The organism is Mesorhizobium sp. P2_C5_2 (assembly GCF_056404535.1).
In genome coordinates this window covers 184,900-208,036 of the sequence record NZ_JBFUDV010000006.1, presented here as the reverse complement: position 1 = coordinate 208,036, position 23,137 = coordinate 184,900, and the positions used below count along the sequence as shown (strand labels likewise).

At 62.0% G+C, this 23,137-nt stretch carries 19 protein-coding genes; 10 read left to right on the top strand and 9 right to left on the bottom strand.

Annotated elements, in window-relative coordinates:
• Positions 1-34: 34 nt before the first annotated feature.
• On the top strand, positions 35-1,330 hold the full coding sequence (locus AC1D1B_RS24640; RefSeq protein WP_477335203.1) for a Mur ligase family protein: 1,296 nt from the start codon (positions 35-37) through the stop codon (positions 1,328-1,330).
• A gap of 48 nt (positions 1,331-1,378) precedes the next feature.
• Here AC1D1B_RS24640 and AC1D1B_RS24635 read toward each other — a convergent pair whose 3' ends face one another.
• The 5 genes from AC1D1B_RS24635 to AC1D1B_RS24615 all read right to left on the bottom strand — a co-directional run bounded on the left by AC1D1B_RS24635 (position 1,379) and on the right by AC1D1B_RS24615 (position 7,283).
• Entirely contained in the window at positions 1,379-2,260 is an 882-nt protein-coding gene (locus AC1D1B_RS24635) for an SH3 domain-containing protein (RefSeq protein ID WP_477335201.1), read from the bottom strand.
• Positions 2,261-2,533: 273 nt separating this feature from the next.
• Positions 2,534-3,820 carry an NAD(P)/FAD-dependent oxidoreductase gene (locus AC1D1B_RS24630; RefSeq protein ID WP_477335199.1) on the bottom strand — a complete coding sequence of 429 codons (1,287 nt, stop codon included), beginning with the start codon at positions 3,818-3,820 and terminating at the stop codon, positions 2,534-2,536.
• A 128-nt stretch (positions 3,821-3,948) separates the two neighbouring features.
• Positions 3,949-5,385, bottom strand: coding sequence for a glutamine synthetase family protein (locus AC1D1B_RS24625; protein WP_181058551.1), 1,437 nt, complete (start codon positions 5,383-5,385; stop codon positions 3,949-3,951).
• A 102-nt stretch (positions 5,386-5,487) separates the two neighbouring features.
• Positions 5,488-6,306 (bottom strand): ATP-grasp fold amidoligase family protein, encoded by an 819-nt coding sequence (locus tag AC1D1B_RS24620; protein WP_477335197.1) that lies wholly within the window; start codon positions 6,304-6,306, stop codon positions 5,488-5,490.
• Between the two features lie 152 nt (positions 6,307-6,458).
• On the bottom strand, positions 6,459-7,283 hold the full coding sequence (locus AC1D1B_RS24615; RefSeq protein WP_477335195.1) for a hypothetical protein: 825 nt from the start codon (positions 7,281-7,283) through the stop codon (positions 6,459-6,461).
• A gap of 86 nt (positions 7,284-7,369) precedes the next feature.
• On the opposite strand from AC1D1B_RS24615, the gene AC1D1B_RS24610 reads away from it, so the two are divergent.
• The gene (locus AC1D1B_RS24610) at positions 7,370-8,083 is read left to right on the top strand and encodes an HAD family hydrolase (protein WP_477335193.1); all 714 of its coding nucleotides are present in this window, start codon (positions 7,370-7,372) and stop codon (positions 8,081-8,083) included.
• A gap of 41 nt (positions 8,084-8,124) precedes the next feature.
• On the opposite strand, the gene AC1D1B_RS24605 is transcribed toward AC1D1B_RS24610, so the two are convergent.
• The 3 genes from AC1D1B_RS24605 to aceA form a co-directional block, all read right to left on the bottom strand.
• Positions 8,125-8,586 carry a response regulator gene (locus AC1D1B_RS24605; RefSeq protein ID WP_477335191.1) on the bottom strand — a complete coding sequence of 154 codons (462 nt, stop codon included), beginning with the start codon at positions 8,584-8,586 and terminating at the stop codon, positions 8,125-8,127.
• A 276-nt stretch (positions 8,587-8,862) separates the two neighbouring features.
• A complete protein-coding gene (locus AC1D1B_RS24600) occupies positions 8,863-9,105 on the bottom strand; it encodes an SMc00767 family acetate metabolism repressor (protein ID WP_006202762.1) in 243 nt (80 codons plus the stop codon).
• 54 nt (positions 9,106-9,159) lie between these two features.
• On the bottom strand, positions 9,160-10,449 hold the full coding sequence (gene aceA / locus AC1D1B_RS24595; RefSeq protein ID WP_352656048.1) for an isocitrate lyase: 1,290 nt from the start codon (positions 10,447-10,449) through the stop codon (positions 9,160-9,162).
• A 247-nt stretch (positions 10,450-10,696) separates the two neighbouring features.
• Here aceA and AC1D1B_RS24590 point away from each other — a divergent pair, with 247 nt between their 5' ends.
• The 7 genes from AC1D1B_RS24590 to AC1D1B_RS24560 all read left to right on the top strand — a co-directional run bounded on the left by AC1D1B_RS24590 (position 10,697) and on the right by AC1D1B_RS24560 (position 18,779).
• On the top strand, positions 10,697-12,124 hold the full coding sequence (locus AC1D1B_RS24590) for a helix-turn-helix domain-containing protein (RefSeq protein WP_477335189.1): 1,428 nt from the start codon (positions 10,697-10,699) through the stop codon (positions 12,122-12,124).
• A gap of 153 nt (positions 12,125-12,277) precedes the next feature.
• Positions 12,278-13,177: a DUF2167 domain-containing protein gene (locus AC1D1B_RS24585; RefSeq protein ID WP_477335187.1), complete on the top strand. Its 900-nt coding sequence runs from the start codon at positions 12,278-12,280 to the stop codon at positions 13,175-13,177.
• A 161-nt stretch (positions 13,178-13,338) separates the two neighbouring features.
• Positions 13,339-14,292 (top strand): DMT family transporter, encoded by a 954-nt coding sequence (locus tag AC1D1B_RS24580; protein ID WP_477335185.1) that lies wholly within the window; start codon positions 13,339-13,341, stop codon positions 14,290-14,292.
• Between the two features lie 378 nt (positions 14,293-14,670).
• Complete coding sequence (locus AC1D1B_RS24575; RefSeq protein WP_181058544.1) at positions 14,671-15,768, top strand: polyamine ABC transporter substrate-binding protein; 1,098 nt, start codon at positions 14,671-14,673, stop codon at positions 15,766-15,768.
• Between the two features lie 81 nt (positions 15,769-15,849).
• On the top strand, positions 15,850-16,989 hold the full coding sequence (locus AC1D1B_RS24570; protein WP_477335183.1) for an ABC transporter ATP-binding protein: 1,140 nt from the start codon (positions 15,850-15,852) through the stop codon (positions 16,987-16,989).
• A 9-nt stretch (positions 16,990-16,998) separates the two neighbouring features.
• Positions 16,999-17,964 carry an ABC transporter permease subunit gene (locus AC1D1B_RS24565; protein ID WP_477335181.1) on the top strand — a complete coding sequence of 322 codons (966 nt, stop codon included), beginning with the start codon at positions 16,999-17,001 and terminating at the stop codon, positions 17,962-17,964.
• Complete coding sequence (locus AC1D1B_RS24560; protein WP_477335179.1) at positions 17,961-18,779, top strand: ABC transporter permease; 819 nt, start codon at positions 17,961-17,963, stop codon at positions 18,777-18,779. Before AC1D1B_RS24565 ends, AC1D1B_RS24560 begins: the two co-directional genes overlap by 4 nt.
• 54 nt (positions 18,780-18,833) lie before the next feature.
• Here the strand turns inward: AC1D1B_RS24560 and AC1D1B_RS24555 are convergent, their stop codons facing one another.
• Positions 18,834-20,687: an AsmA family protein gene (locus tag AC1D1B_RS24555; protein ID WP_477335177.1), complete on the bottom strand. Its 1,854-nt coding sequence runs from the start codon at positions 20,685-20,687 to the stop codon at positions 18,834-18,836.
• 327 nt (positions 20,688-21,014) lie between these two features.
• On the opposite strand from AC1D1B_RS24555, the gene AC1D1B_RS24550 reads away from it, so the two are divergent.
• Positions 21,015-22,973, top strand: a complete 1,959-nt coding sequence (locus tag AC1D1B_RS24550) for an acetoacetate--CoA ligase (protein WP_477335175.1) — start codon at positions 21,015-21,017, stop codon at positions 22,971-22,973.
• Positions 22,974-23,137 lie beyond the last annotated feature (164 nt).

Here is a 23,137-nt window from a genome sequence, read left to right as displayed (position 1 = left end):
ACGCATATTAGGCTGGGCTAAGAACTGGCGGGTTGTGAAACTGGAATTCCCGAAAAATCGCAAGGACTTGGGGTGGGCGCTGCGACGGCTGCAGGCGCGCTGGGTGCGAGCGCGTAACGAGGCGACGTTCATCGGCATTACCGGCAGCTCCGGCAAGTCCACATCCACCAGCCTGCTTGCACACATACTGAGCGCCCAAGGCAAGGTGCATCTACAGGCCCAGGCCAACACAATGCCTGCGCTCATTCGAACGCTCTACAAGCGGCTGAGGAGGACTGGCAAAGTCGACTACGTCGTTTTCGAAGCCGGCGCTTCCGACTTCGGCACGATCAGCGCCATGGCGCAGATGCTGAAGCCGAGCGTGGCGGTGGTTACGATGGTCCGGCTGGAGCACGTCGGCAACTTCAGGACTCTGGAAGCTGTGGCGGGAGAGAAGCGAGCGCTGGTCGAGGCAGTCCAACCCGATGGACTTGCGGTTCTCAATTGCGATGACCCACTGGTGCTCGGTATGGCATCTGGCGCGAAGTGCCGGATTGCGACCTTTGGCCAATCCGAAAAGGCAGACTACAGCGTGAGTGACGTGTATGCCGCGTATCCGGAATTGCTGCGGTTCACCCTCCGTTGGCGCGGTGGCAGCCTGAATATTCAAGCGCCTTTTCCCGGCGAGCAATTCTGGCTGCCGACTGCAGCGGCTGTGGCCACCGCCTTGGAACTTGGCGTCCCGCCTGAGGAAGTCATAGCGAGAACGGCATCGTTTGAACCGCTACCCAACCGCTCTACGGTGCAAGAGGTACCAGCAGGTCCGCAATTCCTGGTCGATACGGCTAAAGCGCCCTGGCATTCACTCAACATTGCCCTGGAGATGATTGCAAAGGCCAAGGCCGCTCGTAAGCGCATTGTGCTTGGGCAGATATCCGACTACGCCGGCTCGTCGAGGAAATACGGCACCGCCTACAACATCGCGCGCGAAATCGCCAATGAGGTCATCTACACCGGCGACAATGCGCATCGCTCGCGCGCCAGCCAGGCCGACCGCGACAGCGGCCGTTTCATTGAGCTTCGCAGTGCCAAGGAAGTTTCGGATCATATCAAACGGACGGCAGTCCCTGGAGAACTAATTCTGCTGAAAAGTTCGTCCAACCTTCATCTGGAAAGGATCGCGCTCGCCTGGACGCACGACGTCAAATGCTGGATCCCGGTATGCGGCAAGTCGGAAAGCTGCCAAATGTGCGGCCTGTATGAGGTGCCGTTCGAGGAGCACTCGGATTTCCTGGCGAAGCGCAAACTTGCTCGCAGAAGACACCGTTTCAGATGGCTGCTCGGCGGCTGACCAGAATTTGACGGCTTCGTCTTGGGCCGCCTCGACGACGACGTTGTCTCAAGCACCGGTCTTGATGTAGCTCTTGTAAATCCAGCCGCGCTTGCCGTTGTAGACGATCTGGCACCATTTCTTGCAGCTCACCACCTGCACCGATGACTTGGCGGGCACGGTTCCCATGGCGGCGGCATTCTTCTTCGGGCCGGTGCGCATAGTCACCGTCCTGAGGATGCGTCCGGTGCCGGCAGCAGCTGCCGCCGTCTGTGGCTTGGTCGTGGCCTGTGTATCGTCCGTTGCGGCGGAAGATTGCGCGTCCGGCAGTTGCGGCTTTGGCGTCGGGATGGCGGCGGTTTCCGCGCCGTCGGTATGACCGTCCTTCGCAGCGGCGTCTGGTGCAGCAACCTTGGACAGCTGCGTCGTGGCATCGCTCTGTGCCGACGGCTCCTCGTAAGCTGCCGCATCGGCCGGTTTGGCGGCTGCCTGCTCAGCCGCAGCCTGATCGGGCGGCGTGACTTCAGCGTCGCTGTTCGATTGCGGCGCAGTCCAGCGCGGATCGTTTGCCGCCAGCGCCGGTATCGCGGCCGCCCCGGCAGCCACCGTCGGCGAAACCGCATCGCCCTTGCGTGCGGCTTGCGGCGCCGCTGCCGCGGCAACTGTTGCCGCAGGGGTGACCGGGGCGATCTTGGTCGTCTTGACCGGGATGGTTGGAACGCTCTGCTGCGAAAGAGGCTGTGTGCTGGCGCTCGCTTGCCGGTCGTTGGCCGGCAACGCCAGCCAAAGCGCGATACCCGCTACGCCAAGCAGCGCTGCGGTGCCGATCGCGGCAATCACCAGATGCGAATTCGTGCGCACCCCCTGCCAGAAGGAGGGCCGCATGTCATAACCGAATTGCATGGCAAAGCGCCGACGTTCCGGCGCGCCGAAACTGAAGGGCTCATTCACTCTTGCCACCTCCAAAAGATGGGCCGGTGTTCTTTCGATCGGCGCCGGTAGTCCGGCATCCGATCGGCATCGGTCCCAACAAAAAGCGGGCAAGCCCGCAGAAATCCCCGTTCAATCGCCCAGAACCGGCATCCTTTGCCTTTGATTGTGGCATCAGTGCGCCCTTGGGAGGAATTCTGCGCTCTTGTTAAGGATTCCGCAACGTCTCGCTGCGGCAACCAACATCTCAATAGAATCAGCCCGGTATCAGCCGGACCGATAGAGATACGTTCCCTATATTCGGTCCCTCAGGGCAAACCAGTTGAGTGCCAGGAACAACAATGGCGTTCTGAAGCGTCGGCCGCCGGGGAAGGCCGGGATTTTCAGGTCCTCGATCAGCTTCAGCCGGTCGCGGTTGCCGGCGACGGTCTCGGCATAGAGCTTGCCGAAGAAGTTCGACAGCATGACGCCATGGCCGGAATAGCCGCCGGCCGAGATCACATTGGGCATCACCTCGCGCACAAACGGCTTTCTCGGCACGGTGATGCCGACATAGCCGCCCCAGCCATGGGTGATCTCGACGTCCCGGAGGTCCGGATAAAGTTCCGCTATCTGGCGGCGGATATGGATATGAATGTCCTTCGGATCGTTGACGCCATAGACCTCGCGCCCGCCGAACAGCAGCCTTCCGTCCCTGGATTTGCGGAAATAGCGCACGACGAAACGCGAATCGTCGACCGCCTCGCCGCCCGGCAGCACTTTCGAATTGACGCCCAGCGGCACCGTCGCGCCGATGAAGGAGCCGATCGGCATGATGTGCGCGGCACTCACCGGCTCGAGCGTGCCGCCATAGGCGTTGACGCCGATCAGGCATTTCTGCGCGATGATGGTACCTCTCGGTGTGGTCACCCTGACCCCGCCGCCGCTGGACGTGATGCCGGTCGACGGCGATTGCTCGAACAGATTGGCGCCGGCGGCGGCCGCCACCTTTGCCATGCCGATCACCAGCTTCATCGGATGGATGTGCCCGGTGCCGGTGTCGCGGGTGCCGCCGAAGTAGCGTGTGGAGCCGAGCCGCTGGGCCGTTTCCCTGGCATCCATGAAGGCGATGTGCGGATAGTTGAAGCGGCCCGCCATGATCTCGGCATGCGCCTTGTAGTCATCGACATAGCGCTGCTTGTGCGCCACCGACAATTGACCGGGCATATAGTCGATGTCGATCTGGTTGACGGCGGCGAATTCCAGCAGATGCGCTTTCGCCTCTTCGGCAAGGTCGAACAGCGCCTTGGCGCGGGAAAGCCCGTATTCGGCCTCCATCTCCTCGGCCCAGGCGCGCTGGCCGGTGCCAAGCTGGCCGCCATTGCGCCCGGAGGCGCCGTCGCCGAAGCGATAGGCTTCTATCAGAACGACGTTCGTCCCCGCCTTGGCAAGGTGCGTCGCAGCCGACAGCCCGGTAAAGCCGCCGCCGATGACGACGACGTCGCATGTCCTGTCGCCATCAAGGGCGGGGTATTCCGGGCGTGGTCCGGCCGTGTCTTCGTACCAGGAACGGCCGGGGGAAATTGGGGATTGGTAAGACATGGGAACGCCAGTCAATGGTGGATAGTGAACGGTGAATGGCTGCGAGACGCGCGTCGTCTGCGCTCATCCATCCAATATGAAGCTACTCACCCATTCACCGTTCACCATTGACGCGACGAGGCCGCCGCTCACACGTTGAGCAACAAATACTCCCGCTCCCACGGGCTGATCACTTCCATGAAGGTCTCGAACTCCGCCCGCTTGATCGCCGCGTAAGTCGCGGCGAAGGACTTGCCCAGAAGGGCGCACAATTCCTCGTCGCCTTCGAACAGGTCGACGGCCTCGAGCAGCCCGCGTGGCAGGTCGATCTCGTCTGCGTTGGCGGTGGTGAGCACCGGAGGCTCGGCCTTGATCTTGTTGGTCATGCCGATCAGCCCGCAAGCAAGCGACGCCGCCAGCGCCAGATAGGGATTGGCGTCGGAAGACGGGATGCGGTTTTCGACACGCCGCGCCGCCGGGTCCGAACGCGGCACGCGGAACGCCGTGGTGCGGTTGTCATAGCCCCATTTGTTGTTGACCGGCGCCGAGGCCGACTGCGTCAGCCGGCGGTAGGAATTGACGTAGGGCGCAAACATCACCAGCGCATTCGGCACATGCTTCTGCATGCCGCCGATGAAATGGAAGAAGTCGTCGGTTTCCGAGCCGTCCTGCGCCGAAAAGATGTTCTGGCCGGTCTTCTTGTCGATGATCGACTGGTGGATATGCATGGCAGAACCCGGCTGGCCCTGGATCGGCTTGGCCATGAAGGTGGCATAGATTTCGTGCTTGAGCGCTGCCTCGCGGATGGTGCGCTTGAACATGAACACCTGGTCGGCGAGCTCGATCGGATCGCCGTGGCGCAAATTGATCTCGAGCTGGCCGGCACCCTCCTCGTGGATCAGCGTGTCGATCTCCAGGCCTTGGCTTTCGGAGAAATGATAGATGTCGTCGATCAGCTCGTCGAACTCGTTGACGCCGGCGATCGAATAGCCGGCGCCGCCGCCGATCGCCCGCCCCGAACGCCCGACAGGCGGGGTCAGCGGATAATCCGGATCGGGGTTCTTGCGCACCAGGTAGAATTCGATCTCAGGCGCCACCACCGGCTTCAGCCCACGCTTGTCATAGGCAGCCAGCACGCGCTTCAGCACATTGCGCGGCGTAAACTCGACCGAGCGGCCGTCCTGGTGGACGAGGTCGCAGATGACAGCTGCCGTCGGGTCTTCTTCCCACGGTACCACCGTCAGGGTCGACAGATCCGGCATCAGCTTCAGATCGCCATCATCCTCCGGATAGTGGAAACCGTTGCCATCCTCGGGATAGCCGCCCGAAATCGTCGTCATGAACACCGCCGAAGGCAGCGCCAGCGAGGTGTTGGAGGTGAATTTCTTCGACGGCATCATCTTGCCGCGCGCAACACCCGCCTGGTCGGGTGTGATGCATTCTATGTCTTCGATGCCGCGCCATTCCAGCCAGGCGCTGACTTCCTTCCAGTTCTTCACGCCGCGTTGATTTTTCACGAAGGCAGGCGTGCGGACGCGTCCTCCGCGGTTCGACGGACGGACTTCCTTTTTCGCAGGCGGCATCATTCACCAGATTGGGTTGCGGATTTCGGAGTATAGCCGTTGCGGGTGATGGAAGGGAAGGGGAGCCCGTCCGATAGCTTGTGGCGGCAACGGGACGGACTTCGGCTAGACGGGTTTTCCGGGCAGCGCGTTCGCATCCAGCCATCGACGTAAAGCGCCGGCATAGAGCCTGCGCCATCCGGTCTGCGGTGCGGTCAGAAACCAGGATTGGCGCAAATCCCAACTGTCGCTGCACAAATCTCTGAGCCTGGTGTTGATGATGCCTTTGCCGGACAGCGGATAGACCGAGAATTCCGAAAAGAAGATGACGCCGTTGAGGTCGTAGAAGTCGCAGCGCATGTGATCGAACGGCGCCGTCAGTTTCTCCGCGATTTCACGCATGCGCGGGAAGGATGCGGGCAGGTCAATCTTCACCCATTGGGGGCCGCTTCCTGGCGGCGGCGGCGCATAGTTACCGTCACGGTCGAAATGGCATTTTTGTTCGTTGCCGAGCTCGTCGCGACGTGCCGCGTAGACATAGGCCGTCATCCCGCTGGAGACGTGGAACTTGTATTCCAGGCGGATCGGCTCACCGTTCTCGATCAGCATCTCCTCCACAAGGATGCGCCTGGTGGCGTCTCTGTAGCCCCATTCGCCGAATTTCCTGCCGTAGCGACAGCGCATCCAGCGAGCTGTACGCCGGCGCAGCCTGGCTCTGTCCACAACGCCATTGCGGATCATCGTGTTCCAGCGGCAGCCGTGGTTGGCCTTCACCACGACATTGCCGGCAAGCAACGTCGCCGGAATCTTTGTTGCGTTGTCCCCCGACCACAGGACCTCGGCAGTCTTGAGTTCGGGGCAGGTGGACAAAGCGTAGGTTTTCGAGGCGAGCTTGTCGCAAGCCGTCGTGAAAAACGGATTGTGGTCGAAAAGCTTTCGCCACAAGAACTTGTCCGCATAGGAAGCCGGTCTCGCCGGATCCGGCAGCACACCGCTATGGTCGAATGTGCGTTTGCAAATCATGGGATGGCGAACCACGCACCATGCCCGCGCCAGGGCGAGGATCACTCGATCGCTCGTTCTAAGAGTCGGCACGATCAGCCCAGCTGCCGGGTCGGAGATGAACCGCCTCGTCGGGCGACGAACACGTCTCTCGTCATGTTCCGCGAGATGCTTGTGCGACCAGTGACCTCCAGCCGCGGGTCAAGTGTGCGTTCCGCATTTTCAGCCCAAAGCCTGCCTAGCGAAACAGGCTCCCACAAAACGATCTGCACAGTCTCGGGCGCGGTATCGGCGATACGAGACACGACAGCTGCCTTGGGCGAAACCATGCTCGCGACATAGACAACCTGAGCGTCGCTGTAATCATAATCGCACCCGTCGCAAAACTCGGCCCGCATGCGCGTATAGCCGAGCTTGGCCGCGAGCCTGTTTGCCGTTTCGACGGCTTGGGGAACGATGTCGAGGCCGATGATCTCAGGGACCTCTGTCTGGTCGTGAATACGGAACATGGTGAACGGTCGGCCGCCGCAGCCGACCATGACAGCGCGGCGGCAATTATCGAAATCGACATGATCGAAGACTTCGTCGAGGCGGTTATAGGCATCCTTTGATGACAGCACGCCTATGCTTGTTTTCCCCGCCGCGATCCGTCCGAACGATGCCGGACCATCCAGATCCTGATCCAGCATCTGCCTGATCTCGGCGGTGTCCTGCGCCTGCACCATCTTGCCGAATGCGGCGGTGAGCGCCGGCCGGTGCAAGAAGAGTTCCGGGTGGGCGTCAAGCAACGCTTCGCCGGCTTCGTGCCCCATTGCGATACCGAGATCTCGGATGGCATTGATGAGCTCGGTCGGATTATGACCTTGCAAGGACGCCAGAATCCGCTCCAGCCTATCCTTCCAGATGCTCGGTTCCGTCATATTGCCCACCCACAACCCTTGCCTTAGCTAGCAGTGCCCGGCGACAACGTCTACATCACGACATTCACGCAAACGGGCAGTCGACCATGCAGCCTCGCAAACATCTGACCACTATCGGCTTCGACGCCGACGACACGCTGTGGCAGAACGAACAGTTCTTCCGCCTGACCGAGAAGCGCTTTGCGGCACTGCTCGCCGATCATGGCGAAGCCGAGCATATTTCGGCGCGGCTGCTCGAAGCCGAAAAGCGCAACCTTGCCGTCTATGGCTTCGGCATCAAGGGATTTACCTTGTCGATGATCGAGACGGCGATCGAGGTGACCGAGGGCCATGTGCCGGCCTCGACCATCGCCGAAATCCTGGCCGCCGGACGCGACATGCTCGGCCATCCGGTCGAGCCGCTGCCGCATGCGCGCGAGACCGTGGAACGGCTCGCCGGCGCCTATCATCTGGTGCTGATCACCAAGGGCGATCTGTTCGACCAGGAACGCAAGCTGGCGGCCTCCGGTCTCGGTGATCTGTTCGATGCCGTCGAGATCGTCAGTGACAAGAGCGCCGCCACCTATGCCAGGATCTTTGGCCGCCACGGCAGCCCGCAGGACAGCATGATGGTTGGCAATTCGCTGAAGTCCGACGTAGTGCCGGCCATCGAGGCCGGCAGCTGGGGCGTCCACGTGCCGCACGAACTGACTTGGGTGCTGGAGCACGTCGAGCCGCCGGTCGCAGCTCCCCGCTTCCGCTCGATTGCCGATCTTGGTGAACTGCCGGCTTTGATCGAAAGCATCGACAAGGCAGGTTGACCGCCCCGCACGCGTTTCGGGCGGGTTGGGCCGGAGTTCGGTCAGCCGCGACCGAGGCCGATCAGCCGGTCGATCACCGGCTGCAGTCTTTCGGTGGTGATCGGCTTGGTCACCACCACATCGATGACGCTGGATAGGCCGAGGCTTTCGGGCGTGCCGGTCTTGGTTGAGAGCAGGATCACCGAGGGCAGCGATCGCCCCGATGCCCGACGCAAAGCATCGATGGCCGACATCAGCGCATCGCAGTCCTTGTTGTCGGCGCCGCCGTCGAGAACGACCGCGCCTGGAATGAGGGTTCGCAATGCCTTGGTTGCCATCTCTGGCGACTCGGAAATCGGCTTCAGCCCGGACTTCTCAACGATCTTCGACACCACCACCCGGTTGATCGGCGATTTACCGACCACCAGCACTTGGGAGAAATCCGTTGATATCTCGGAGTTCGCGTCCCTGCTTTTCGAATTCAGATGTTTGGGGGTGTCGGTATCGCGATTCACAGGGCACATGGGCGGGGCGGATACTCGGCGCTGCTTCAATGCAGGGTTGAAATACGAGACACAATTGGCGCGAGATCGCGCGCCATGTCAAGCTGAAATGGCGGCCCAGGGAAATATAGTCGGAAATATTAAACTTCAAAACAAAGGTCTGTTTTCGAACTGTAGTTAAGTGCGTGCGCAGAAGCGAAAGTCACCCGCGCTGAAAACGCGCGGGTGACGTCGAAATCAGCCAGTGCACGGCCCGGCTCGAAGGTTCCGCAAGCACAAAGCTGCCGTAAGGGAAGATCATCCGTGGCTCTGCTGCGTGACGATCACCGGGATCAGCAGGTCGCCCCAATTGCCGTCGCCGCCATGATGCCGGGCCGAGCGCACCAGTTCCACTGAGACGCCCGCCTCGACTGCCTTCATCACCGATTGATTGAGCCTGTGCAGGTCGTTGGCCAGCATGCGGATGGTCGCCTGCTGGTCGACGCTCATCGTGGTGGACTGCTCTTCTGCACGTTCCTTGACGCGGCTTATCGATGCCATTTTTCTTCTCCTATGTCCCTTGCCCTGTTGGGCGTTTCCTCTGGTTGTTTTCTGTTATTCCGCTGCCGGCTTGAACTGCGCGTGCTCGGTCGATTCATGCATGGCGGTTGTCGAGGACTGGCCGCCGCTGATTGCCATCGACACAGCGTCGAAATAGCCGGTGCCGACCTCGCGCTGGTGCTTGGTCGCGGTGTAGCCGTGGACTTCGGCCGCGAACTCGGCTTCCTGCAACTCGGAATAGGCCGCCATCTGCCGCGCCTTGTAGCCGCGCGCCAACTCGAACATGCCGAAGTTGAGCTGGTGGAAACCGGCCAGCGTGATGAACTGGAACTTGTAGCCCATGGCGCCGAGTTCGCGCTGGAACTTGGCGATCGTGGCGTCGTCGAGATTTTTCTTCCAGTTGAACGACGGCGAGCAATTATAGGCGAGCAGCTTGCCGGGGTGATGCCTGCGCACGCCCTCGGCGAACTTCTTGGCCTGCGCCAGATCGGGCTTCGAGGTCTCGCACCAGATCAGGTCGGCGTGCGGTGCGTAGGCAACGGCGCGCGCGATGCACGGCTCGATGCCGTTTCTGACCTGGTAGAAACCTTCCACCGTGCGGCCGGCATCATAGTCGACGAAGGGCTGGTCGCGCTCGTCGATGTCGGAGGTCAAAAGCTTTGCCGCTTCGGCGTCGGTGCGCGCCACCACCAGCGTCGGCGTGCCCATCACGTCGGCCGCCAGGCGCGCCGCATTGAGGTTGCGGATATGCGCCGCGGTCGGGATCAGCACCTTGCCGCCGAGATGGCCGCACTTCTTCTCCGAAGCCAGCTGGTCCTCATAGTGAACGCCGGCCGCGCCCGCCTCGATGAACGCCTTCATGATCTCGAAGGCGTTGAGCGGTCCGCCGAAACCGGCTTCCGCATCGGCGACGATCGGCGCGAACCAGGTATCGACCGACAGGCCGTTGCCTTCCGAGGTCTCGATCTGGTCGGCGCGCTGAAGCGTGCGGTTAATCCGCTTGACCAGTTCCGGCGCCGCATTGGCGGGGTAAAGCGATTGGTCCGGATACATGGCCGACGCGGTGTTGGCGTCCGCGGCGACCTGCCAGCCCGAGAGATAGATCGCCTTCAGCCCGGCGCGCACCTGCTGCATCGCCTGGTTGCCGGACATGGCGCCGAGTGCGTTGACGAAGTCTTCCTCATGGATGAGCTTCCACAGCCGGTTGGCGCCCATTTCGGCAAGGCTCTGGCGGATCTGGACCGAGCCGCGCAGTCGCTTCACATCGTCCGGCGAGTAGGGCCGTTCGATGCCGTCGAAGCGGCCTTCGGGCGCGGATGGGACGAGGTTGTAAAAATCAGTCATTGGTCACTCCAGATCAATAGATGCTTGTGCCTTGCAACGCCGCGCCATCGGAAATTTGCGTCGTCGGTGTGTGACATCATTTACATTGCGCCGCAAAGAGAGCGAGAAAAACCTTCGTTTCCGGTCATAAATAAGAGAAAACCTGTGTTGTATTTGACTGGCAAGCGCTGTAAATTTGTCATGATTGTAAAAACCGGATGCGCTCTAGCCGCGCACAAGTCATGTAAATTCTTGTCAAGGACAGCCGATGGCCGACCAGAAGATCTTCGCCGGGCCGCGCATCCGCCGTATCCGCATCGCCAAGAGCCTGACCCAGACGGCGATGGCCGAGGGGCTCGGCATTTCGCCGTCCTATCTCAATTTGATCGAGCGCAACCAGCGGCCGCTGACGGTGCAACTGATCCTGAAACTGGCCTCGGTCTACAAGGTCGACCCGCACGAATTGCAGGGCGAGGCGAGGGGATCGATCTCGGCCTTGAAGGAAGTGTTCGGCGATCCGCTGCTTGCCGGTGAATTGCCTGGCGACCAGGAGCTGATCGAGCTCGCGGAGGCGGCGCCCAACGCGTCGGCCGCGATGATAAAGCTATTTCGCGCCTATCGCGAGCAGGCCGAGCGGCTGTCCGACCTCAACGAGCTTCTGGCGCGTGAGGGCCGAGCCACGGCACTTTCTGGCGCACGGCTGCCGATCGACGAGGTGCACGAAATTTTCGAGCACCGGCCGAACCATTTTGCAGCACTCGAGGAAGAGGCCGAGGCCTTCACCTCGGTGCTCGACCCAGGCGATGATCTGTTCGGCGCGCTGAAAGCGTGGCTGAAGCGCGAATACGGCATCGTCGTCAAGGTGCTGCCGGTCGCCACCATGCCGAACTGGCGCCGCCGCTATGACCGCCATTCGCAGCGTCTGTTCCTGTCGGAGCGGCTGTCGCCCTTCGACCAGTTGCGCGAAGTCGCCATGGAGGCCTGCCTTATCCGCATGACGGTCGCTGTCGCCGGCGAAATCCAGGCGTTGAAGCTCGGCACAGATGAAGCCCGCCGGCTCGCTCGCTTCGAACTCGGCCGCTACGCCGCCCATGCGTTGATGATGCCCTACCAGGCCTTCCACGCAGCCGCAGTTCGGGCACGCTACGACATCGATGTGCTGCGTTCGCGTTTCGGTGTCTCTTTCGAACAGGCGGCAAACCGCCTGACCATGCTGCAGCGTCCCGGCTTGTCCGGCGTGCCGTTCTTCATGCTCGAGGTCGACAACGCCGGCAACCGCTTCCGCAAGGCGGGCGGCCAGGGCTTTCCGCAGAACCGTTTTGGCGGCGGCTGTCCGAAGCTGCCTGTCCATGCCGCCTTCGCACTGCCTGGCCAGATCCTGGTCGAGGCGGTCGAAATGCCTGACGGCGCCGAATTCCTCTGCATCGCCCGCACGCTCGAGGGGCCGCAGGGCTCGTTCTCCGAGCGTCCGCGCCGTACCGCGCTGCTGTTGGGCTGCGATATCGGTTTTCGCGACGAGATCGTCTATGGCGCCGGGCTGTCGGCAAAGGCCGGACAGGGCGCCGCCACGCCGGTCGGTCCGGCCTGCCGGTTATGCGAGCGCATCGGCTGCCTTGCGCGCGCCGAGCCGCCGGTGACCCGTCCGCTCGGCCTCGACGAGATGGTGACGGGTCTGAGCGCCTTCGATTTCCAGTAGCGTTCCAGGTCTCACCGGCCCGCAAGGTCGGTGCTCCTTAATTTCGCTGATCAATAGAGTGCGGCCCGAACCATCGCCGAACCAAATATTGATTAAGCATCGGCGCTGCGGTATTCGAAGGGCAAGCTGCGTGTCAGCCGGGGGGATTCAAGGATGAACAGGAAAGCTTTGTGGCTTGGCGTGGCGCTTGCCCTTTCGGCAGGGCCTGCTCTGGCGGAAAAATCCTCTGAATTCTTCAAGGGCTATCAACAGTATAGTGACGACGGCAAGGCATTCCTGGACAAGATCGACCCGAAGACCGGCGCGGTCGACCTTCCCGAAGGCATTCATCTCGACCTCAAGGACAAGTTCTATTTTCTGGACAAGAAGGACGCGACGTCCGTCCTGACCGAGGCTTGGGGCAACCCGCCTAATACCGCGTCCGAGGCCCTCGGCATGATCTTTCCGGTCAAGTATGAACCCATCGCCGGCAACGGTTGGGGCATCGAGCTGCGCTGGGAAAAGATCGGCCATGTCGATGACGCCGACGCCGCGTCCATCGACTACACCGAACTGCTGAGCAACATGCAGGCGGACACATTGTCGGCCAATGATCAGCGGGTGAAGGACGGCTTTCCCCCGATCAAGCTGATCGGCTGGGCTTCGCCGCCGGTCTATGATTTCGTCCACAAGCGGCTGCATTGGGCGAAGGAACTGCAATTCGGAGACGACACTGTCCACACACTCAATTACGACGTCCGGTTCCTCGGCCGGGAAGGCGTCTTCGTAATGAGCTACATCGCCACGGTGGAACAATTGCCGGAGATCAAGCAGAGCCTGGATGAAGTGCTGGGCGTGGCGGACTTCAGCACCGGCAAGAAATACACCGATTTCCTGCCCGGCACCGACACGGTCGCCGCTGTCGGCATTGGCGGCCTCATCGCCGGAAAACTGGCGGCAAAGGCTGGGCTCATTGCGGTGGCGCTCATCGCCCTGAAGAAGTTCGGCATTCTGCTGCTGGTTCCGCTGGCCGGTCTCTGGCGCTTCATCCGCGGCAACAAGACCACGTCATAGACTTCCCGGTCGTTCGCATGCCGCCGGCTGGCAGGCGGTGCGCCAAAGGGAATGCCTGGCTGGATCACGTCCGACTGTTGCCTTTGCGCTAGGCGAATGCGGCACGTTTCTGTCGTCCTTTGTGCATCATGCCGTCCCGAGATAGCCGACAGTCGCACCCCATGATCGATACGACATCATCGCCGATCGCCGTTCCGCAGATCGTCTCGCCGCGCGAGGAGCGCGTCGGCTTCCTGCTGGTGTTCCTGTCGGCGCTGATGTGGAGTTTTGGCGGCACCATTGCCCGTTTCATCGACACCGCTGACAGCTGGACGGTGGTGTTCTGGCGCTCGGTGTGGGCGGCTGCGTTCCTGATCTGCTTCATGGCCTGGCGCGACGGCTGGCGCGGCATGCTATGGTTGTTTCGCGATATGGGCCTGCCCGGCCTTGCCGTGGCCGTGTGCTTCGCCACCGCCTCGACGTGCTTCGTTGTCGCGCTCGCCTACACCACCGTCGCCAACATCCTGTTGATGCAGGCCGGCGTTCCGCTGCTGGCGGCATTGCTGGCCTGGATGCTGTTTCGCGAACGCGTCGCCGTCGCGACCTGGGTGGCGATTGCCGCCGTCATCGCCGGCGTCGCCATCATGGTGTCGGAATCGCTCGACGGCGCCGTATCGCCTATCGGCGACGGCCTGGCGCTGCTGATCGCCGTCATGTTCTCGGTTGCCACCGTCATCACCCGGCGCTTCGCCCATGTCCGCATGACGCCGGCGACCTGCCTAGGCACGATGCTGGCAGCGGCGTTCGCCGCATCGCAAGCCACGCAGTTCGCCGTTTCCAGCCACGACATGGCTTTCCTGTTTGCCTTCGGCGTCGTCAATCTCGGTCTTGGCCTTGCCTTCTTCGCCACCGGCGCCCGGCTGGTCCCGGCGGCCATCGCGGCACTGCTCGGCACCTTCGAGCCGATCCTCGGCCCGATCTGGGTCTGGCTCGTCCATGCCGAGGTGCCCTCGGTTCGCACCATCATCGGCGGCGCGGTGGTGGTTGCCGCGCTGCTTGTCCATATCGGGCTCGAATTCAAGCGCCAGGCGCGGCCGGCGCGGCCCGGCGTCACCGGCCTGCCTTCCCCCAATTGACCTGCCTTTGCCCTAATTGACGGAGCCGCGCGCCCCAAAGCGCGAGGTGGGCCATTGACAACGTTGCTGCCGCGCGGGCAGGCTGGAGCCACGGCAACAACAAGACAGGCTTATCTTGCCAAGTGTCCCCGCCGGTCGGACCAAGACCGGATCACAGCGTCGTATCCCTGCCCGCGCCACGGCGAAAGCCTCTGACGGCGTCGGCGTACCCGCCAGGCGGGCACACAGAGCCATCATCCGTCGCTCGTCGAACCGCCCGCATGGCGCCGGCAGTTGGCGCTTGTGGCTGCCTGGAAAGCTCAATACTCTGAAGCAAATGCCCAATCGCGCTGGGACAGCGACGAATTGGCGAAGGAACACTCATCAAAGGAGAACAGCATGATCCGCAAAGCGCTCTGGCTTTCGGCAACCTCGGCATTTCTGACGCTTTTTACCGTCGGTGGCCATGCCGAGGACCGCGTCGTCAATGTCTTCAACTGGTCGGATTATATCGACAGCTCGATCATCGAGGACTTCACCAAGGAAACCGGCATCAAGGTGGTCTACGACACCTTCGATTCCAACGAGATCCTCGAGACCAAGCTGCTTGCCGGCGGCAGCGGCTATGACGTCGTCGTGCCCAGCGGCAACTTCCTGGCGCGCCAGATCCAGGCCGGTGTGTTCCAGAAGCTCGACAAGTCGAAGCTGCCGAACATCTCCAACATGTGGGACACGGTTCTGGAGCGGACCGCCAAATACGATCCGGGCAATGAATATTCGGTCAACTACATGTGGGGCACCGTCGGCATCGGCTACAACCTCAAGAAAGTGCAGGCAGCACTCGGCACCGACAAGATCGACAGCTGGGATGTGTTCTTCAATCCCGACAGCCTGGCCAAGTTGAAGGACTGCGGCGTCTATGTGCTGGACTCGCCGGCCGACATCATCCCGGCGGCACTGAAATATCTCGGCCTCGACCCCAACAGCACCTCGCCCGACGACATCGCCAAGGCCGAGGAAACCTTGCTGAAGGTGCGGCCATATATCCGCAAATTCCATTCGTCCGAATACATCAACGCGCTCGCCAATGGCGATATCTGCCTGGCGGTCGGCTGGTCGGGTGACGTCTTCCAGGCGCGCAACCGCGCCGTGGAGGCCAAGCAAGGGGTCGAGATCGGCTATTCCGTACCCAAGGAAGGCGCGCAGATGTGGTTCGACCAGATGGCGATCCCCGCCGATGCGCCGCATGTCGCCGAGGCACTCGAATTCCTCAACTACATGATGAAGCCGGAAGTGATCGCCAAGTCGTCCAACTATGTGCTGTACGCCAACGGCAACAAGGCTTCGCAGCAGTTCGTCGACAAGGCGCTGCTGGATGATCCGGCGGTCTATCCGGACGCCGAGACCTTGAAAAAACTCTATACGGTCCAGCCCTACGATCCCAAGACGCAGCGTCTGATCACGCGCAGCTGGACCAAGATCGTCACTGGCCAGTAAGCAATGCGACATGGCCCCGGCAGTCACCTGCCGGGGCCATTCTTCTGGGGCAAGAAGCAAAAAAACACGACGGAGTGGGACATGAAATCGCTTGGCAGCATCCGCAGGGATTTCGCGCCATGGAACGACCCGAACGCCAAGCCGTACATTCAATTCGAGAACGTCACCAAGAAGTTCGGTGACTTCACCGCCGTCAACAATCTGTCGCTGACCATTTTCGAACGCGAGTTCTTCGCCCTGCTTGGCGCGTCGGGCTGCGGAAAGTCGACGCTGCTGCGGATGCTTGCCGGCTTCGAGGAGCCAACCGCCGGCCGCATCCTTCTCGACGGTCAGGATCTGCGCGGCATTCCGCCCTATCGCCGCCCGGTCAACATGATGTTCCAGTCCTATGCGCTGTTCCCGCATATGAGCGTGGAAAAGAACATTGCCTTCGGCCTCAAGCAGGAAGGCATGCCGGCGCCGGATATCGAAAAGCGTGTCGCCGAGATGCTGAAGCTGGTCAAGCTTGAGCAGTTCGCCAAGCGCAAGCCGCACCAACTGTCCGGCGGCCAGCGCCAGCGCGTCGCGCTCGCCCGCTCGGTTGCCAAGCGGCCGAAAGTGTTGCTGCTCGACGAGCCGCTCGGCGCGCTCGACAAGAAGCTGCGCGAGGAAACGCAGTTCGAGCTGATGGACCTGCAGCAAAATCTCGGCCTGACTTTTGTTGTCGTCACCCACGACCAGGAAGAGGCGATGACCATGGCCGACCGCATCGCCATCATCGACAAGGGCGAGGTCATGCAAGTGGCGACGCCGGCGGAAGTCTATGAAGCCCCGACGTCACGCTTCGTCGCCCACTTCGTCGGCAATGTGAATATGTTCGAAGGCAAGGTCGCCGAGCGCGCGGCAAACACCACGCGCATCACCGGCGCGACAGGCGCCCAGATCGTCGTCGAAAACAGCACAAATACAGCGGCGGGTTCCGACATCGTCTTCGCCATCAGGCCGGAGAAGATCAAGGTGTCGTCGAAGAAGCCGACGGACGCCGTCAATGCGCTTGAGGGCGAAGTCTACGACGTCGCCTATCTCGGCGACATGACCGTCTACCACATCAGGCTGGATGACGGGCAGATCATCAGGGCAAGCGCGCTCAACGCGGCGCGCGTCACCGAGGATCCGTTGACCTGGAACGACCGCGCCTGGGTCTCCTTCCGGCCGGACGCCGGCGTCGTGCTGACAAGGTAGGGGGCGGCCATGTCCAACATCGCCATCACCGACGCTGGTCCATCGACCGCGGCCAAACCATGGCTGACGCGGCTCGGCGCCGGCTTCGTCAGCCGTCTCGTCATCATCGTTCCCTATCTCTGGCTGCTGTTCTTCTTCTTCATCCCGTTCATCATCGTCTTCAAGATTTCGCTGTCGCAGTCGGCGATCGCCATGCCGCCCTACACGCCGGTGCTCGACTTCACGGACGGCATTTCCGGCTTCTTCGCCGGCTTCCGCGAACTCAGCTTCGACAATTATGTCTGGCTGACGCAGGACGCGCTTTACTTCAAAGCCTATGTGACCAGCGTCATCATCGCGGCAGTTTCGACGATCCTGACCTTGCTCGTCGGCTTCCCCATCGCCTACGGCATGGCGCGCGCGCCGGCGACGATCCGCCCGACCTTGCTGATGTTGGTAATCCTGCCGTTCTGGACCTCGTTCCTGATCCGCGTCTACGCCTGGATCGGCATCCTCAAGCCCGAGGGGCTGCTCAACCAGCTGCTGCTGTCGCTGCACATCATCAATCAGCCGCTGATCATCCTCAACACCTACACGGCGATCTTCATAGGCATCGTCTATTCCTACCTGCCATTCATGGTGCTGCCGCTCTATTCCTCGCTGGAAAAGATGGACTACTCGCTGATCGAGGCGGCCAAGGATCTCGGCTGTCCACCAACCGCCGCCTTCTGGAAGATCACCTTCCCGCTGTCGCTGCCCGGCGTCATCGCCGGCTGTTTGCTGGTGTTCATCCCGGCCGTCGGCGAGTTCGTCATTCCCGACCTGCTCGGCGGCTCGCAGACGCTGATGATCGGCAAGACCTTGTGGAATGAATTCTTCGCCAATCGTGACTGGCCGGTGTCGTCGGCCGTCGCTGTCATCCTGCTGCTGCTCTTGATCGTGCCGATCATGCTGTTCCAGCAGGCTCAGGCACGCGCCCAGGAGCAGGACAAATGAACCCCACCTGGAGTCGCTTCAACGTCACCTCGGTCGTGCTGGGCTTTGCCTTCCTCTATCTGCCGATCGTGCTGCTTATCGTCTTCTCTTTCAACGAATCGAAGCTGGTCACCGTCTGGGGCGGCTTCTCGACCAAATGGTATGTCTCGCTGTTCCACAATCAGGGCCTGATGGACGCCACCTGGGTGACCGCGCGTGTCGGTGTCATTTCGGCGACGGTAGCGACCGTACTCGGCACGCTCGCGGCACTGACCTTGACCCGCTACACCCGCTTCCGCGGGCGCATCCTGTTTTCAGGCATGGTGTTTGCGCCGCTGGTCATGCCTGAAGTCATCACCGGGCTGTCGCTGCTTTTGCTCTTCGTCGCCGTCGGTCTCGACCGCGGCTTCCTCACCGTCACGCTTGCCCACATCACGCTGACCATGTGCTTCGTGGCCGTCGTCGTGCAGTCGCGCCTGGTCTCGTTCGACCGGTCGCTGGAAGAGGCCGCGTTGGATCTCGGCGCAACGCCGGTGAAGACGTTCTTCCAGATCACGCTACCGGTCATCATGCCGGCGATCGTGTCCGGCTGGATGCTGGCCTTTACACTCTCGCTCGACGATCTGGTGATCGCGTCCTTCACCTCAGGCCCCGGCGCCACCACGCTGCCGATGAAGATCTACAGCCAGGTTCGTCTCGGCGTGACGCCGGAGATCAATGCTGCCTGCACCATCCTGATCGCCGTGGTTGCCGTCGGCGTCATCATTGCCTCGGTCGCCAACAAGCGGCGTGAGGTGCAGCGTCAGCTCGACGAACAGGCCGCGCAGCGCGGCTGATGGGGCAAAGCAGCTTCGGCAAACACGGCCACCTTTCGGCCGCGCAGGGGCTGTCTATTCGCCCGAAATGCCGCGGCTGATCGGCGAGATGAACGGCGTGCTCCAGTTGCCGCCGACGAAGAATGACGACTGGTTGGGGCCTTGCTGACCATTGGTGGGCGCTGCCGCCGGGTCGGCCTGGATAACACCGCCCGATAGCGCCAGCCCGCGTCCGCCGTATGACGCGATGCCGGACAGCCAGATCTTGTATTTCGCAGAATTGGCCTCGGCCTTGTCCAGCCTTGCCACGCCCTTCGAGATGGTGGCCTTGAGCTCGGCGCCGTCGATCGGCAGCGTTCCGTCCGAGACATCGTCAAGGGCAAAGAAGCCGCCCTGTTCGGTGTGCTTCAGAAACGCCGGCAAATTGAGCCCGCTCAGCGCGCCCGGCCCGAACGTCGCCGAGACCGAGCCGTCGGCGTTCTCGAAGATCGAGTCCCAGGATTTCCCCGGCCCTTTGAGGATAACCGAGACCGTGCCTGTGCTGGCCGGCACCAGTCGCGTCATGCCGGCAGCCGTGCCGAAAGCCGCGCCGTCAATGTCGGAGGCGAGCAGCCGGATCTCGACTTGCGAACCCTCCGGCTTGCGGTCGAAACGCAGGCTGCTCTGGACGTTACCGCCAAAGGCCGACGCATCGGAGATATCGAAGACGGCAAGCCCGTTCTTCACCTGCGCCGTGGCTGCGACGTCGGCAAGCTGGACCGCGCCGGCCGAGGCATGCGCCGCCGATAGCCTCAGATCGAGGTTGACGCGGTCGGCAAAGCTGGTGTCGACTTCGCCGGGGCCGGTTTCACCGGTGGGCGCCAGCGGCGTGAAGGCCGAGAACAGCGACCTGAGATCGAGCGTATCGAAGGCGAGCGTGCCGGAAATCACCGGCAAGGCGTCGCCGAACGAGAAATCGAGCGCCCCCATTCCCGGATTGTTGTCCAGCGCCACTGCGGTGTTTTCGAATTTGACGCGGCCGGCCGTCGCCGTGATCTTGCTCGAAATCGAGACGGAACCGATCGCCGTACCGGGGGCAATACCGGCCTGCGACCATTCCAGCACCCGCCGCAGCGATGGCGCGGCGAATTTTGCCTGACCGTCGAAATAGGCATTCTGCGACATGCCGGCCGTGCCGTCGAACGAGAAGCTGGCGGGGGCTGCCTTGAACGAAAACGTGATGGGTGCGGCACCGCCGGCAAACAGCACCAGCGGATTGGGCGAGGCGGCATCGACGGTGACGCTTTCGCCACGCCAGATGCCGGTCGCCGACAAGGTCGCGTTGCTGTTCATGGCCGCCCAGCTCGCTTGGCCGGACAGGCTGGTCAGCAATTCGACGTCCTTGCCGCCGATGGAGGCGACCATGCGGCCGTCCCTGAATTCCACGGTGCCGAACGGATCGGCCGGCAGCTTGCTCAGATCGGGCTTGGTCGGATCGGCACCGACCACGCCGCGCGCCGTGTCGATCGAGCGTGTGATGCGTCCTCCCGTCGGTATGGCGGGCAGGAACATGCCGTTTGCGGTGCGCTGAACCCGGATTGTCGGCCGCACCAGCCGCGCCGTCGAAAACACCACATCGCCCTGTAGCGCCGCCATGGCCGACAGGTCGACCTCGACCCGCTCGGCTTCGATCACAGGCGGCGCGTCGGTCTCGGTCCACTGCGACAGCGTGACGTCGCTCAATATGGCGCGGAACTTCGGCCACACCTCGATGCGCGGCGAACCGTCAATGGTGACCCTGAAACCGCTCCACGCGCTCATCTCCCAGGCGATGCGGTCGCGCACGATCCGGGTCGAGGCAATCAGCGGCAGAGCGGCGACGACCAGCGCGATGACGAGCACGGCAACGCCGATCGCCCATACTCCGCGCCGGATCAAAGGTGATGGCATATCGCCCCGTATGCTTTCATTCCGACAAAAATCGCCCGACGGGTGTAACCCAGCGCTGACGCATTTCAAGTCTTTATGGCCCGGCGATGGCAATTGCGCACACCTGGCCGCATTCGGTCGAACAAAATCTTGCTCTGCTGCATGGCGATAGGCATAAGCGATGCAGCTTCAGCCTGCTACGAGGCGCGGCGTTTTTGGGACAGCGGCGCCTGTAAAGCTGGGGCTAAAGCATGTCGCCCGGAAGTGTGCAGCGGTTCCGGGACAACGACATGCATAAAAACAAGCATATCAGTCTTGCGACGCGACCGGCTTCAAGGAGGATCGATCATGGCTGCCGAAGCACCGCTCTGGACCCCGACGCAAGACCAGATTGACGCAGCACCCTTGACCGCCTTCATGAAGGCTGCGGAGACGAAAGCTGGGGCCGCATTGGCCTCTTACGCCGAACTGCACCGCTGGTCGGTTGAGGATCGCGAGGGCTTCTGGAGCCTGCTGTGGGACTTTTGCGGCATTGTCGGTGACAAGGGCGAGCGCCTGCTGGCCGACGGCGACAACATGCCCGGCGCTGCCTTCTTCCCCGATGCGATGCTGAATTTCGCCGAGAACCTGCTGAAAAAGACCGGTTCCGGTGCGGCAATCGTCTTTCGCGGCGAGGACAAGATCGAGCGGCGGCTGTCGTGGACCGAACTGCACCAGCTGACCTCGCGCTTTCAGCAGCTTTTCTTGTCGCTCAAGGTGAAGAAGGGCGACCGCATCGCGGCGATGATGCCCAACATGCCGGAAACCGTCGCTGCCATGCTGGCGGCTGCCTCGATCGGCGCGGTCTGGTCGTCGTGCTCTCCTGATTTCGGCGAACAGGGCGTGCTCGACCGTTTCGGCCAGATCGAACCGGTCGTCTTCATCGCGCCGGACGGCTACTGGTACAATGGCAAGGCAATCGAGGTCGCCGACAAGATCGCTACGGTTGCAGCGAAGCTCGAAACCGTCGGCAAGGTCCTGATCGTCGACTATCTCGGTACGTCGCGTGATATCGCCGCGATTATCGACAAGGCGGTGGCGCTGGAAGAGGCGTTGTCACCCTTTGCCGCCAAAGCCCTCACATTCGAGCAGCTACCATTTTCGCATCCGCTCTACATCCTGTTTTCGTCCGGAACCACCGGCATTCCCAAATGCATCGTGCATTCGGCCGGCGGAACGCTGATCCAGCATGTCAAGGAACACCGATTGCATGCCGGGCTGGTCGACGGCGACCGCTTCTTCTATTTTACCACCTGCGGCTGGATGATGTGGAACTGGCTGGTTTCGGGCCTGGCTTCGGGCGCGACACTGCTGCTCTATGACGGCTCGCCCTTCTACCCCGACGGCAATGTGCTGTTCAGCTTCGCCGATGCCGAGAAGATGACCTTCTTCGGCACCTCGGCCAAGTTCATCGATTCCGTGCGCAAGGCCGGCCTCAAGCCAATCCGCAGCCATGATCTGTCCACCGTGCGCAGCATCTCCTCGACTGGCTCACCGCTGTCGCCGGAGGACTTTCGCTTCGTCTATGACGGCATCAAGAGCGACGTGCACCTGGCCTCGGTCTCCGGCGGGACCGACATCGTTTCCTGCTTCGTGCTCGGCGTGCCGACGCAAGCTGTCTGGACCGGCGAGATCCAGGGACCCGGCCTCGGCCTTGCCGTCGATGTCTGGGATGATGACGGCAAGCCGATCGGCGGTGAGAAGGGCGAACTGGTCTGCACAAAAGCGTTTCCGTCGATGCCGATCGGTTTCTGGAACGACCCCGAGGGCAAGAAATACCAGGCCGCCTATTTCGAGCGCTTCGACAATGTCTGGTGCCATGGCGATTTCGCCGAATGGACGGCGCATGGCGGCATGATCATCCACGGCCGCTCCGACGCGACGCTCAATCCGGGCGGCGTGCGCATCGGCACGGCGGAGATCTACAACCAGGTCGAACAGATGCCGGAAATCCTGGAAGCACTGTGCATCGGCCAGGATTTCGACAATGACGTGCGCGTCGTGCTGTTTGTGCGGCTTGCCGCAGGGGTGACGCTGGACGAGGATTTGGAAAAGCGCATCCGGGCGAAGATCCGCACCGGCGCCAGCCCGCGTCACGTGCCGGCAAAGATCGTTGCCGTCACCGACATTCCGCGCACCAAATCAGGCAAGATCACCGAGCTTGCGGTGCGCGACGTCGTGCATGGCCGCGCCGTCAAGAACAAGGAGGCGCTCGCCAACCCCGAGGCGCTGGAGCTGTTCAGGAACCTGCCGCAACTGGCTGAGTGACGCCGCCGGCATGGTTAACGAGATATGTTGGTCGAATTTACCTAGATTTCACGAGTGGTACACATTCGTAAATTTTTTGAGCAGCCGGTAAGGACTTGTTAAGGCCCGGCGTCGATAGTCGCACGTAACTTGAGGGAGAAATCCCGTTCCTCGTCCCCTGAGGA

What these genes read in the sequence shown, in the direction of transcription:
- AC1D1B_RS24630 (WP_477335199.1), bottom strand. Translation starts at nt 3,820, where the DNA reads ATGTCTTACCAATCCCCAATTTCCCCCGGCCGTTCCTGGTACGAAGAC.
- AC1D1B_RS24625 (WP_181058551.1), bottom strand. Translation starts at nt 5,385, where the DNA reads ATGATGCCGCCTGCGAAAAAGGAAGTCCGTCCGTCGAACCGCGGAGGA.
- AC1D1B_RS24615 (WP_477335195.1), bottom strand. Translation starts at nt 7,283, where the DNA reads ATGACGGAACCGAGCATCTGGAAGGATAGGCTGGAGCGGATTCTGGCG.
- AC1D1B_RS24610 (WP_477335193.1), top strand. Translation starts at nt 7,370, where the DNA reads ATGCAGCCTCGCAAACATCTGACCACTATCGGCTTCGACGCCGACGAC.
- AC1D1B_RS24605 (WP_477335191.1), bottom strand. Translation starts at nt 8,586, where the DNA reads ATGTGCCCTGTGAATCGCGATACCGACACCCCCAAACATCTGAATTCG.
- AC1D1B_RS24600 (WP_006202762.1), bottom strand. Translation starts at nt 9,105, where the DNA reads ATGGCATCGATAAGCCGCGTCAAGGAACGTGCAGAAGAGCAGTCCACC.
- aceA (WP_352656048.1), bottom strand. Translation starts at nt 10,449, where the DNA reads ATGACTGATTTTTACAACCTCGTCCCATCCGCGCCCGAAGGCCGCTTC.
- AC1D1B_RS24590 (WP_477335189.1), top strand. Translation starts at nt 10,697, where the DNA reads ATGGCCGACCAGAAGATCTTCGCCGGGCCGCGCATCCGCCGTATCCGC.
- AC1D1B_RS24585 (WP_477335187.1), top strand. Translation starts at nt 12,278, where the DNA reads ATGAACAGGAAAGCTTTGTGGCTTGGCGTGGCGCTTGCCCTTTCGGCA.
- AC1D1B_RS24580 (WP_477335185.1), top strand. Translation starts at nt 13,339, where the DNA reads ATGATCGATACGACATCATCGCCGATCGCCGTTCCGCAGATCGTCTCG.
- AC1D1B_RS24575 (WP_181058544.1), top strand. Translation starts at nt 14,671, where the DNA reads ATGATCCGCAAAGCGCTCTGGCTTTCGGCAACCTCGGCATTTCTGACG.
- AC1D1B_RS24570 (WP_477335183.1), top strand. Translation starts at nt 15,850, where the DNA reads ATGAAATCGCTTGGCAGCATCCGCAGGGATTTCGCGCCATGGAACGAC.
- AC1D1B_RS24565 (WP_477335181.1), top strand. Translation starts at nt 16,999, where the DNA reads ATGTCCAACATCGCCATCACCGACGCTGGTCCATCGACCGCGGCCAAA.
- AC1D1B_RS24560 (WP_477335179.1), top strand. Translation starts at nt 17,961, where the DNA reads ATGAACCCCACCTGGAGTCGCTTCAACGTCACCTCGGTCGTGCTGGGC.
- AC1D1B_RS24555 (WP_477335177.1), bottom strand. Translation starts at nt 20,687, where the DNA reads ATGCCATCACCTTTGATCCGGCGCGGAGTATGGGCGATCGGCGTTGCC.
- AC1D1B_RS24550 (WP_477335175.1), top strand. Translation starts at nt 21,015, where the DNA reads ATGGCTGCCGAAGCACCGCTCTGGACCCCGACGCAAGACCAGATTGAC.